This window comes from Pseudomonas sp. PWP3-1b2 (assembly GCF_049896045.1).
In the GTDB taxonomy this organism is placed as follows: Bacteria; Pseudomonadota; Gammaproteobacteria; order Pseudomonadales; family Pseudomonadaceae; genus Aquipseudomonas; species Aquipseudomonas antarctica_B.
Genome location: NZ_JAFCTN010000002.1, coordinates 57,102 through 69,331, shown reverse-complemented (window position 1 = coordinate 69,331; position 12,230 = coordinate 57,102). Strand labels below are relative to the sequence as shown.

Here is a 12,230-nt window from a genome sequence, read left to right as displayed (position 1 = left end):
CAGTTGCTGTCAATCGACGTTTGCCAACCCAGGCGCTTTTGCAGCAGTTATCTACCGCAACGGGCAGGCCGGCTTAACACTCAACGGGCTGTTCGCGAGGTCATCAATGTTCAGCGCAGGGCATGGGTACTATTCGCGCGTTGTCGCGTTCATGGCCGAATGCATCAACGAAGCAATTAATGCGGCGACTTGCTACACCGTGAGCTGGCGTCGCAACGTGGCGCTGTTTGCGCAGGAACCTGAGCGAAATGCTCGACGGGCTCAGCGATCCCTACTTCGGGCGGGTATTGGATCCGGGGGCCTGAACAGGCCCCCGAAGGGGGTCAATCAGTCTTTCTGGTCACGCAAGACGTTGCCCGAAGCGCCATCGATGCGGGCTTCATACACAACGCCGTCAGACTTGCGACCTTTGACTTCCCAGTAGCCGTCGTTGTCCGCCTCGGCGGCATAGACCTCGATATAACCGGCCTTGGTCTTGGCCACTTCGATGGCCTTTTCGATAGGGATCCAGCCGGCGCCCGGCTTGTCGGCCATGGCCGCACCGGCACTGAGCAAGGCGGTGGTTGCACACAGGGCGACTAAGGTTTTCTTGAACATTTTCATACTCCATTTGGCAATGACTGTTTCAGTCCCGAATTTTTTAGGCGCTTTCAAACGAGAATAAGTTCCAATTGATGTGCAATAGCCATGACTGCTGTTCTCGTCCTCCATGTGCAGAGGTTAGACTGTGGGAAATCAGGATGAGTAAATGAGCGAACAGTCCCTTTCAGAAGCCGAATATGACGCCATCACCGACGCCGCCGCGCATTGGTGCATGCGGCTGCACGCGGGCGATTGCACCACCACGGAACGGCAGGCCTTTGAGCAATGGCACGATGCTCATCCGCTGCATGCTTTCGAATACGCGGCCATGTTGGAAATCTGGGATGTCGCTGATCATTTACCGCGAAACACGCCGCCACTCCCGGCGGTAGTCCCGTTCAAACCCCGTAGCCGCCTGCGCACGTATGCAGTCGCCGCAGCGGTCTGCCTGGCAGCGTTGCCCTTGGCCGCGTTCACGGGTTGGGAAGCCGGTTGGCTGCCCAACGCCTATCAACGGGTCGATGCCACGAACGGCTTGCGCCAGGTCACCCTGGGCGACGGCAGCCAGGTGGAAATGAACCTTGGCACCGAGCTGGTCTACAGCAATTACAAGGATGAACGCCGGGTCACCTTGAAAAAGGGCGAGGCGTTTTTCAAGGTCAGCCATAACCGTGAGCATCCCTTTGTCGTCTACGCAGGCGCCGGCAAAGTGCGTGTGACCGGCACCCAGTTCAACGTCTGGGAGTATGAAGACCGGGTACGGGTCAGGCTGCTTGAAGGCTCCGTGCAGATTTCCAGCGACAGACAGTCCGCCAGTGTCCCGCTGAGCCCCGGCATGCAAGCCAGCTACCGACTGGGCGATGCCACGCCGCAGGTGCAAGCGTTCAACCCGGATGACAGCGCTCTGGCCTGGCGCAGCGGCAAACTGGTACTCGACAACCTGGCGCTGGCCGATGCGTTACCGTTGATTAACCGCTACCTGGACAAACCGGTGATGCTGGCAGACACCAGTACCGGCACGATTCGGATTGGCGGGATCTACAACATCAATGAGGTCAAAGACCTCGTCTCCTCCCTGCCCAAGGTTCTGCCGGTCTACCTGACCCAAAACCAGGACGGCAACCCGGTACTCAACTCCATCCCGCGCAAAGTACCCAAGGGCTGAGCCTTGCCTCAAGGCTGGGGCTCATTTGCGCCCGCAGTGTCCATTTTTGAAACACACCCCCGGCCTGAACCGCCCGCCTGTAGCGGGTTCATGGTTTTGTCACGCCCACTGTTACATCGCTGAGACAACCCGCAAATGGGGCCGGGCATCACTGACCGAGGGAATACTGTCTCAACGTTGAAACAGTGCGGCCATCATTTCGCCTCCTTTAAATCTCAAGCCTTTGATTATCAAAACAAAATAAAAAGCGGCACGGGTTCTGCTCCTTGTCTTGCAGCGCTGTTCAGGGTCAGCGCGGAGCATAAGGAACGTTGCCGTGCACACACACACTCCAGGCTCATTGAGCCTTCTGCTGATCAGCTGTGCCATGAGTGCCGGCATTAGCTTGCCAGTGCTCGCTGCAGGTGATGGTGTGATTGTCCTTGAGCGTCAGGTGCACCCTTATGCGATTGGCCGTTCACGCGGATCCGACCCCTACCCCACGACCGTGAATGCCAACGCCTCGGCGCAGATTTTGCGCGCCACCAACGGTGAACTCAGCGACAACGACATCGCGGGCATCAGCAGCGGTGCAGGCATTACGCGCACCCTCATGCCGAACGGCAACATTCCCGGCCTTAACACATTGACGGGCAGTCAAGGCTTGAGTGCGGGCAACGCGGCCGGCCTCGGCGCGGGTGGCGGCGGTGGCGTCTCGAACACGGTCAACGGGGCGGTTTCACGGGGCCTTGCGCCGCTGAACAACCTCGGCGGCATGATCGGAGGGGCGATGAAATGAACCGTGCCCTGATCCTGCTGGCGACGCTCGGTTGCGCATCGGCGCTGGCCGACAGCAACAACAACGCGACCATTGATAACACTGGCGCGCAGTCCAACGGGGTGGTCCTGATCAACCAGGCCGCCGGTGATCAACATCAACAGAGCAACAACCTCGCCCTTTCGGTGGGTCACAGCACCCAGTCAACCATCACCGTCATTCAAAAAATCAACGGCGCTGCCGCTGACCGCTCCCTGAACGCCAACGCCGCGATCCGGGGCAACTCTTTCAGCAACAGCAACGGTGCACTGAGCGTCAACCAGTCCGCCGGAGCACAAAACCAGATGATCAATGCCGTGCGCATCAGCGTGAACGCTGGCCCGCAAAGCATCGACGACAGTGTCATGTCGCAACAGACCGTTGCGCTTGCAACAGACTCGGGTTTGACCTCTACCACTGGCAGCCGCCAGGTCGTGACAAGCGACCAGGCCTTCACCGGCAGCCGTGGAGTGGTACAGGTCAACCAGAGCGCCGGGGTGGGGAACCGAGTGGCTAACACCCTGAATGTACGACTCAACTGATGGAGCTGAGTCGATGGCTGGAACGCACCAACATTTAACCAACCAATTAGAAGCAAGGAGATACACCATGAAAACCACAATGGCTCTCAAACCACTGGCATTCGCTCTCGCTGCGCTCATGGCTGTTGCTGCTCAAGCGGGTCAACCTGGCCATGGCGGCCCACAACCTGCGCCGGTCACTGCCAGCGCTACTTCCAACGACGGTCAAAGCAACAGCGGCAACGTGGTGCTCAATGACAAAACCAAAAACAACGCCTCGGCCACTGATTCGTACAACAACATCAGTGGCGTGGCCAACGGCAACGTGCTGAGCGGCGACAACAACCAGGGCAAAAACGACGTTGTCATTCAGTCTGCCGACGCTGATTTCGTGTTCGCTACTGTGAACTCCGCACAATCGAACAGTGGCAACGTGGCAATCAACAGCGGCAGCAAAAACAATGCTTCGCTGAACGACAGCGGTAACCGCGCTTCGGGCGTCATCCAGTTGAACGCCGCAGCCGGCACCTCCAACCAGGGCAGCAACAGCACTGTCATTCAGGCCAACAAAGATGGCAGCGGCGGCGCCGCAACCGTCAATGCCGTGCAGGACGTATCCGGCAACCTGACGCTCAACCTGGCCAGCGGCCACGGCTGGAGCACCAAACCGGTCGTCAACAATGCCAGCGTGAACAACTCGATGAACTTCAGCTCCGGCGTGTCGAACTCCAACGTTCTGTCGGGCAGCGGTAACCAGGGTCAAAACAACGTAGTCGTGCAATCCACCACCCGCTTCTGATTCAGAGAGGGCCTTGGAAACAAGGCCCTTTTATTCCAGTGTCCAGCAGGTCCTACGATCATGCGCCTCGTTGCCTTCCTCCTTCTGTTCACACTGACCGGCCCTGCCTGGGCGGGGCAAATGGCCGTGGTCATGCCCAACGGTGCGGTGATTTACAAGAAGGTCGAGAGCATCCGCGAGCGCAAGTTCGCCAACCTGGTGGAACAGAAAACCGATTTCAGCTGCGGCGCCGCTGCACTGGCGACCATCCTGCGCCAAGCCTACTGGATGGACGTGGATGAAGACCACGTCATCAAGGGCATGCTGGTCCACGCCGACCAGGATCTGGTACGCACCCAGGGCTTCTCCATGCTCGACATGAAGCGCTACCTGGAAAGTATCAACATGCGCGCCAAGGGCTACCGGATCGCCCCGGACGTACTGGTTACCGTGAAAGTGCCGGTGGTGGTGCTGCTCGACATTCGCGGCTACAAGCACTTTGTCGTGCTGCAACGTACCGACAAGGACTGGGCGTATATCGGCGATCCCGTGCTGGGCAACAAACGCTACGCCAGGGACGATTTCGTCAAAGGCTGGAACGGCATCGTGTTCGCGGTTATCGGTGAAGGCTACGACAAAGCCAACGCCCTGCTCACCCCGCGCAACCCGCTGACCGCCAAGGGCCAACTGAACGAATTCAGCCCGGTACGCGACAGTGAATTGATGGACTTCGGTTTTATCCAGAGCGACTTCTTCTAGAAGCGCAATAAGGGGCAGGACGCTCCAGGAGCTCACGATGAACACGTTTCGTTGGCTGACGGTCTTGTGCCTGGCAGCCTCTGCGCCGGCCTTTGCCTCGTCGGCGTTCAAGCCGATCGAACTCAAGGACTCGGAAATGGCCGACCTGCGCGGGCGCTATGTAATGCCGGGGCGGATTGTCAGCTTTGGCCTGGTCATGAGCACCACCTGGACGAACGCCGCCGGCGCAACCGTCACTGGCACCGCCAACATGCAGGTCAGCTCAAGCACCGTCACGCCGCAATTTTATGTGCAGATAACCGGTCACGATGGCAACGGACTGGCCCGGCAGCCTGATGGCACGGGCACCGTGGTCGGGGGTTCCGGCCTGGGCAACGGCCAGGGTGTGGTGCAAAGCGTCCGCGCGGCGGGCGATGGCAACAGCGCCACCAATGGTGTCGACATCAACGTGAGCAAAAACGGCCTGGCACCCGCCAACTACGTGCAATCCGGCCAGGCATTGATGGCTGGCCAGCCGGTGACCGGCGGCACAGCGGCAGGCCAGGTGACGATTTCGGCGCAAAACGGCGGGTTGCAAATGGCGCTGCTGGCCAATAACAACCAAGGCAGCGTTTTGCAGCAGATCGGCGGCGGCGCCGTCAGCCAGGGCACGATTATCAAAGGGGATTTGAATGCCATTTCCAACCTGACCCAACTCAATGTAGTCCTGGGAAATAACGGCCTTAACACCATCACGCAGAACCTCAATCTGGACCAGCTCAAGGGCCTACGCACTGCTGGTTATTGAACTCCGCTGAGCCTCGACACCTACGCATTAAAAAGGGACGGCTTATTCCATGCCTCGATCGTTATCGCTACGTGCCGTGATTTGTTTGAGTACGCTCCTGCCCGCATCCGTTCTTTATGCCGCACCGGATACCGATATCGAGACCTTGAAACAGGAACTGCTGGAACTCAAGCAACGTTATGAAGTGCAGCAAAAAGCACTGGCCGTATTGGAACAGCGCGTACGACAGGTAGAAGACCAGCCCGCAACACCGGCGCCCAAACGCTTGGCCAAGTCGCCTGCCGACTTCCAGAAAGGCGGCGCCACTGTGGCCGCAAACACCACGGGCGTGGGCGCGGCGGCCGCTTCAGGCGGTGCAGGAGGCGGCAGCTCCTACGGGCAAAGCCTCAAGGATGACTCGGCCCCGGCGCAAAGCGTGAGCAACCTCTACAACGAGGCCAGCGGCTTTTTCGGCAACGGCAAGTTCAGCGTTGAAACCGGCATTACCTATGCCCGCTACGACGCGCGCCAGCTGTCCCTCAACGGCTTTCTGGCGCTGGATTCGATCTTCCTCGGCAACCTGAACCTGGACCGGATCAAGTCCGATAGCTGGACCCTCGACATGACCGGGCGCTACAACCTCGATAATCGCTGGCAGTTCGACCTGAACGTGCCCGTGGTGTACCGCGAATCGACTTACCAATCAGGCGGCGCGGGCGGCGACTCGAACGCCACCTCGGAAGGCTCAGTCACCCGCGACCCCACCATCGGCGACGTCAACGTCGGCATTGCCTACAAGTTCCTTGATGAAAGCGCCCACCTGCCAGACGCCGTGGTGTCGGTGCGGGTCAAGGCGCCGACTGGCGAGGAGCCCTACGGCATCAAGCTGATCGAACAAGCCAACAACAATAACCTGGCCGTGCCGGAAAGCCTGCCGACGGGCAATGGCGTGTGGTCGGTGACGCCGGGCATCTCTCTGGTCAAGACCTTCGACCCGGCGGTGCTGTTCGGTTCGCTGTCCTACACGCATAACTTCGAGGAGTCGTTCGACGACATCAGCCCCAACGTCAATCAGAAAACCCCCGGTAAAATCAGCCTTGGGGACAGCTTCCAGTTTGGCGTGGGCGTAGCCTTTGCGTTGAACGAGAAGATGAGCATGTCGTTCTCCGTTTCCGACCTGGTGCAACGCAAGAGCAGGATCAAGCAGAACGGCGGGGATTGGCAATCGGTGGTCTCCAGCGATGCCAACGCCGGTTACTTCAACGTGGGCATGACCATAGCCGCGTCGGATAACCTGACGATCGTGCCCAACCTGTCGATTGGCATGACCGATGATGCGCCGGACTTTACGTTCAGCCTGAAATTCCCGTACTACTTTTAGTGATGGCGGGACGCGGAGCGTCCCATGAGGTTCACCCGCCCTAGCGGATCTGGTGTTTGTGCAGCAACCGGTAGAACGTCGGCCGGGATACGCCGAGCACACGGGCAGCAACACTCAGGTTGTCGCTGTGGCGGTTGAGCACATCGCACAGCGCCTGGCGTTCGGCGCGGTGTTTGTAGTCCTCCAGTGTTGCCATCGGTGGCGCGATTGGCTTTTGGCCTTGCAACCCCAGATCAACGGCTTCGATCTGCCGCCCCTCGGCCAGCACCAGGCCGCGGCGCACACGGTTGGCCAGCTCTCGCACATTGCCGGGCCACGGGTGCTGGCCCATGGCGATCAGGGCATCCTCACTGAAACTGCGCGGGCGGCGGCCGGTTTCCTGGCTGTAAAAACGCGAAAAATGGTTGGCCAGCATCGCCACGTCGCCATGGCGCTCGCGCAGCGGCGCCGTGACCACTTGCAGCACGTTCAGGCGGTAATACAAGTCTTCTCGGAAAGCGCCCTTGGCCACCGCCGCTTCCAGATCCACGTGGGTCGCCGCCAGCACTCGCACGTCCACCGGGATCGGCTGGCTGCCACCTACGCGTTCGATCTGTTTTTCCTGCAGAAAACGCAGCAGGTTGGCTTGCAACTCCATCGGCAGATCGCCGATTTCATCCAGAAACAGCGTGCCACCGTTGGCAGCCTCGATGCGTCCAACCTTGCGCTGATGGGCGCCGGTGAACGCGCCTTTTTCATGGCCGAACAGTTCGGACTGGATCAAGTGTTCGGGGATCGCGCCGCAATTGATCGCCACAAAGGGCTTGGCATGACGCTGGGATTGGCGGTGCAGGGTCTTGGCCACCAGCTCTTTACCGGTACCGCTGTCACCGCGAATCAACACCGGGGATTCGGTCGGTGCGAGCTTGGCCAATAATTTACGCAGCTCACGGATTGGACGGCTGTCTCCGAGCAGCTCGTGCCCGGCTTCGTCGACCAGCATCTGGCCTTTGCCTCGCAGGCGCGCCATGCCGAACGCACGCCCGAGGGTGACCTGCACTCGCGCCACATCAAACGGCAGCGTGTGGAAGTCGAAGAACCATTCGCAGACGAAATCACCGACATTCTGCAGGCGCAACACATCCTGGCAGAGCACGGCGATCCATTCGGTGCCACTGCGGCTGATCAGCTCCTTGACCGCCTCAGGGCGTTCCAGGTGATAAGGCTGCAAACGCAGCAAACCGACATCACATGAACGGTCGCCCACGGCGCCCAGCGCACAGCTGTCCACTTCCCACCCGGCAGCGCGCAAGACGGGCAGCAGCTCATGGCAGTCTTCACACGGGTCGACAACGAGCAAGCGTCTTTGGACAGGTGTAACAACCATGTCTATTCCTTGGCGCCAAAATCGATAAAGTTACTTATAAACAACCATTTGTGAGGGCTGCGACCAACACTAGCAAAATATTGACGCACTCCTTGTAACGTTTCGCTATAAGTGTTGGCAAAAAGCCACCTACCCTTTCACGCAGGCAAAAAGTGACGCCGCAGCAAAAACGCTATTGCGCTTTTAAAACAGCTGCTTACATGACGCCCGTCAGGGAAAGTTGAAAATTCTTGTTCCAGGATGTGACCCGTACCCTGCCATCGTGCATCAGTACAAGTAACCCGCCGCACGGTCAGCCCAACCGCCGGCACTTCACTTGAATGGGCATTGAGAGAGACGAACCCATGAACGCCCCGCTCCGCATCAACGAAGCTCTTTTGATCGCAGACCGTGCTTTTCAGCCCTTTCAGTGCGTGGCCTGGCACGATGGCAACGGCGCCCTGAGCCTGAGCGTCATCGACCGCACCAATACCCGTATTGGCAGCAAACAGCTGTCCTCAAGTACTTATACCGACCCGGCCCAATTGGAAGACTTGCTGTTGCAAGCGCGCGCCGAGCTCGACAAAGAAGGCCATCAGTTGCAGTCGTGGGCAATGCCCAAGTAAGTAGACGCAACAACTTCCGATCATTGTCAGAACGCTAAAACAATGATCGGAAGTTCACGCCGGAGCGGCGCTTATTGCGCGGTAAGAATAAACCGTTCAATCGCCTCGGCAGCGCCGTCGTCAACGTTGCTGCCAGTGACGACGGTTGCTTGACGCTTAACCGCCTCTTCCGCCTGGCCCATGGCAATCGACAACCCGGCCACCTCAAACATCGCCGGGTCATTGCCGCCATCACCGATGGCCACGGTCTGCTCCAACGGTACCCCAAGATGTTCAGCCAGGGTTTTCAAGGCATCGCCCTTGTTGGCCAGCAGTGCGGTCACATCCAGGTAAATTGGCTGCGAACGCGACACGTGGGCCAGCCCTTGCACCTTGGGTTGCAACTGCGCCTCAAGCTCGACCAGCAGCGGCGCGTTGCGGCTGGCCGCGACGATCTTGTTGACCCGGTCCAGGTACGGCTCAAAACTCTCCACTACCCGTGGCCCATAGCCCAGGCCTGCCTCTTCAACGGCAGCCATCGGCCCGGGCGGATCGCGGCGCAGCCATTCACCGTCGGCAAACACCCAAACCTCCACGTCCGGCTGCGCCGAAAACAGCGCCAGCGCCACCAGTGCCGCTTCTGCGGGCAGGTGGTGCGACAACAACACGCTGCCGTCGGGATTGACCAGCGTACCGCCGTTAAACCCGGCCACCGGCACATCAATACCGAACGCTTCGACCATATGCATCATGGCCCGGGGCGGTCGCCCGCTGGCGAGGCTGAAAAACACGCCGGCATCGCGCAACGCACGCACCGCGTCAATCGTGCGTTGGCTGGGCGTGTGGTCGGGACGCAGCAGCGTCCCGTCCATGTCACTTAATACAAAACGGATGGGGTGAATCGCGGCATCACTCATCCCAGGCTGTGCCAGGTTCGGCCATCGCGGGCCAGCAACGCATCGGCAGCCGCAGGACCGTCTTCACCGGCCTTGTAGGCCTGAATACCGTCGTCTTCCTTCCAGGCATCCAGGAACGGCTGCACGGCACGCCAGCCGTTTTCGATGTTGTCGGCACGCTGGAACAAGGTCTGGTCGCCGGTCATGCAGTCGTAAATCAGGGTTTCGTAACCCGTCGACGGTTGCATCTCGAAGAAATCCTTATAGTCAAAACCCAGCTCGATATTGGCCATTTCCAGGGTCGGCCCAGGCTTTTTGGCCAACAGGTCGAACCACATGCCTTCATTAGGCTGGATCTGGATTTTCAAGTAGGTGGGTTTGAGTTCATCCACGTCCGTGTCGCGAAACTGCGCGTACGGTGCAGGCTTGAAGCAGATCACGATTTCAGTGTCGCGGATGCTCATGCGCTTGCCGGTACGCAGGTAGAACGGTACGCCGACCCAGCGCCAGTTATCGATCATCACCTTGAGGGCGACAAAGGTTTCGGTGCTGCTGTCAGGCGCAACGTTCGCTTCTTCGCGGTAGCCGGGCAGCGACTTGCCGCCAATGTTACCCGCCGTGTACTGGCCGCGTACGGAGTTGGCCCGCGCATCCTCCAGAGACCATGGACGGATAGCGCCGACCACCTTGGCTTTCTCGCCGCGCACCGCATCGGCGCCAAACGCCGCCGGCGGTTCCATGGCAACCATCGCCAGTAACTGGAACAGGTGGTTGGGCACCATGTCGCGCAGGGTGCCGGTCTTCTCGAAGAAATTACCCCGCGTTTCCACACCGACGGTTTCCGCCGCCGTGATTTGCACGTGGTCGATGTAATGGTTATTCCAGAACGCCTCAAACAGCACGTTGGAGAAACGGCTGATCAGGATGTTCTGCACCGTTTCCTTGCCCAGGTAATGGTCGATGCGATAGATCTGCTTTTCGCTCATCACTTTAAGCAGGCAAGCGTTCAGCGCTTCGGCGGTGGCCAGGTCGGAGCCGAAAGGCTTCTCGATGACCACACGACGGAACCCCTCATCGGTTTCATTCAGCAAGCCGGCGCTGCCCAGACGCTCCACCACTTCACTGAAGAAGCGCGGTGCAGTCGCCAGGTAGAACACCGCGTTGCCGGTGCCGCTGTCGGCAATCTTGCTGGCGATGTCGGCGTAGGTGCTGTCGTCGAGGAAATCGCCCTCGACGTAGCTGATGCCTTTGGCCAACTGTGCCCACAGTTCAGGGTCCAGGGCGTTGTCGCCATTGCCCTTGACCTTGCTGGCGGCCTCGGTGCGAATGAAGTCCTCGAGTTTCTTGGCAAAGTCGGCGTCGCTGATGGCGTTGTGATCAACCCCGACAATGCGCAGGCCTTCGCCCAGCAGCCCGTCGCGACTCAGGTTGTACAGCGCCGGCATCAGCAGGCGCTTGACCAGGTCGCCGTGGGCACCAAACAGAAACAGCGTGGTGGGCGGTGCGGGTTCGGCTTGGGGTTTCTTGCCGTTGGCGGTCATTTTTTGGAAGTCTCCACGTGGCCGCCAAAGCCGAAGCGCATGGCAGAGAGCATTTTGTCACCGTAGGTGCTTTGCTGACGCGAACGGAAGCGCGCGAACAACGACGTGGACAACACTGGCACCGGCACCGCTTGCTCCATGGCCGCTTCGATGGTCCAGCGGCCTTCACCACTGTCAGCCACGGAACCTGAGTAGCCGTCGAGTTTCGGGTCGGTGGCCAGGGCGTCCGCGGTCAGGTCCAGCAGCCAGGACGACACCACGCTGCCACGGCGCCAGACTTCAGCGATGTCGGCGACGTTGAGGTCGAAGCGCTCGTGTTCCGGCAAGTTGTCCGAGTTCTTGGTCTTGAGAATGTCAAAACCTTCGGCGAAGGCCTGCATCATGCCGTACTCGATACCGTTGTGAATCATCTTCACAAAGTGCCCGGAACCGGCCGGGCCTGCGTGGATGTAGCCGTGCTCGGCGCGCGGATCAGCGCTGGCGGAACGGTCCTTGGTGCGCGGGATGTTGCCCAGTCCCGGTGCCAGGCTTTTGAAGATCGGGTCGAGGCGCTGCACGGCGTCGACGTCACCGCCGATCATCATGCAATAGCCGCGCTCCAGGCCCCAGACGCCGCCGGAAGTGCCGACGTCGACGTAGTGCAGACCTTTTTCCGACAAGGCTTGGGCACGACGGATGTCATCCTTATACATGCTGTTGCCGCCGTCGATGATCACGTCGTCGGCCTCCAGCAGGTGACTCAATTCAGTGATGGTGTCTTCGGTGGGCGCGCCAGCCGGCAGCATGACCCAAACGGCGCGAGGCTTTTGCAGCCCTGCAACCAGTGCCTTCAAGTCGGCGACGCCAGTGGCGCCCTCTTCGCTCAGGCCTTTGACGAAGGCTTCGTTACGGTCGTATACAACGGTGGTATGCCCATTGAGCATCAGGCGCCGCGCAATGTTACCGCCCATGCGGCCTAGTCCGATAATCCCCAGTTGCATGTGCTGATGCTCCTAACTGCTAATAAATGTGTGACATAGTTTATAGCGCAATGAGGCTAATGAGGGTTAGTCCAGAGCGGATCCGTGGAGTTTCATGACAAAAAGAGGCCACCCT

General features: G+C 59.6%; 13 protein-coding genes. 8 read left to right on the top strand and 5 right to left on the bottom strand.

What is annotated here, in order from left to right:
* Positions 1-327: 327 nt before the first annotated feature.
* Entirely contained in the window at positions 328-597 is a 270-nt protein-coding gene (locus ACP7A2_RS01470) for a PepSY domain-containing protein (protein WP_426132794.1), read from the bottom strand.
* A 151-nt stretch (positions 598-748) separates the two neighbouring features.
* Between ACP7A2_RS01470 and ACP7A2_RS01465 the strand changes: the two genes are divergently transcribed.
* From ACP7A2_RS01465 to ACP7A2_RS01435, 7 genes are all read left to right on the top strand, one after another.
* Entirely contained in the window at positions 749-1,747 is a 999-nt protein-coding gene (locus ACP7A2_RS01465; RefSeq protein WP_426132793.1) for a FecR family protein, read from the top strand.
* Positions 1,748-2,063: 316 nt separating this feature from the next.
* The gene (locus ACP7A2_RS01460) at positions 2,064-2,525 is read left to right on the top strand and encodes a hypothetical protein (protein WP_426132792.1); all 462 of its coding nucleotides are present in this window, start codon (positions 2,064-2,066) and stop codon (positions 2,523-2,525) included.
* Positions 2,522-3,085, top strand: coding sequence for an adhesin (locus ACP7A2_RS01455; RefSeq protein WP_426132791.1), 564 nt, complete (start codon positions 2,522-2,524; stop codon positions 3,083-3,085). The genes ACP7A2_RS01460 and ACP7A2_RS01455 overlap by 4 nt, the downstream gene beginning before the upstream one ends.
* A gap of 67 nt (positions 3,086-3,152) precedes the next feature.
* Entirely contained in the window at positions 3,153-3,863 is a 711-nt protein-coding gene (locus tag ACP7A2_RS01450; protein WP_426132790.1) for a heme utilization protein, read from the top strand.
* A 60-nt stretch (positions 3,864-3,923) separates the two neighbouring features.
* Complete coding sequence (locus tag ACP7A2_RS01445) at positions 3,924-4,601, top strand: C39 family peptidase (RefSeq protein WP_375069893.1); 678 nt, start codon at positions 3,924-3,926, stop codon at positions 4,599-4,601.
* A 37-nt stretch (positions 4,602-4,638) separates the two neighbouring features.
* On the top strand, positions 4,639-5,388 hold the full coding sequence (locus ACP7A2_RS01440; RefSeq protein ID WP_426132789.1) for a hypothetical protein: 750 nt from the start codon (positions 4,639-4,641) through the stop codon (positions 5,386-5,388).
* 49 nt (positions 5,389-5,437) lie between these two features.
* A complete protein-coding gene (locus ACP7A2_RS01435) occupies positions 5,438-6,748 on the top strand; it encodes a hypothetical protein (RefSeq protein ID WP_426132788.1) in 1,311 nt (436 codons plus the stop codon).
* 40 nt (positions 6,749-6,788) lie between these two features.
* Here the strand turns inward: ACP7A2_RS01435 and ACP7A2_RS01430 are convergent, their stop codons facing one another.
* Positions 6,789-8,114 (bottom strand): sigma 54-interacting transcriptional regulator, encoded by a 1,326-nt coding sequence (locus ACP7A2_RS01430; protein WP_426132787.1) that lies wholly within the window; start codon positions 8,112-8,114, stop codon positions 6,789-6,791.
* Positions 8,115-8,458: 344 nt separating this feature from the next.
* Here ACP7A2_RS01430 and ACP7A2_RS01425 point away from each other — a divergent pair, with 344 nt between their 5' ends.
* Positions 8,459-8,719, top strand: coding sequence for a hypothetical protein (locus ACP7A2_RS01425; RefSeq protein ID WP_426132786.1), 261 nt, complete (start codon positions 8,459-8,461; stop codon positions 8,717-8,719).
* 71 nt (positions 8,720-8,790) lie between these two features.
* On the opposite strand, the gene ACP7A2_RS01420 is transcribed toward ACP7A2_RS01425, so the two are convergent.
* Genes ACP7A2_RS01420 through gnd form a run of 3 tightly spaced genes read right to left on the bottom strand, consistent with a single transcriptional unit; the run spans position 8,791 to position 12,115 of the window.
* A complete protein-coding gene (locus ACP7A2_RS01420; protein WP_375069898.1) occupies positions 8,791-9,615 on the bottom strand; it encodes a Cof-type HAD-IIB family hydrolase in 825 nt (274 codons plus the stop codon).
* The gene (gene zwf / locus ACP7A2_RS01415; RefSeq protein ID WP_426132785.1) at positions 9,612-11,135 is read right to left on the bottom strand and encodes a glucose-6-phosphate dehydrogenase; all 1,524 of its coding nucleotides are present in this window, start codon (positions 11,133-11,135) and stop codon (positions 9,612-9,614) included. Before zwf ends, ACP7A2_RS01420 begins: the two co-directional genes overlap by 4 nt.
* Positions 11,132-12,115, bottom strand: coding sequence for a phosphogluconate dehydrogenase (NAD(+)-dependent, decarboxylating) (gene gnd / locus ACP7A2_RS01410; RefSeq protein ID WP_348060280.1), 984 nt, complete (start codon positions 12,113-12,115; stop codon positions 11,132-11,134). Before gnd ends, zwf begins: the two co-directional genes overlap by 4 nt.
* Positions 12,116-12,230: the final 115 nt, after the last annotated feature.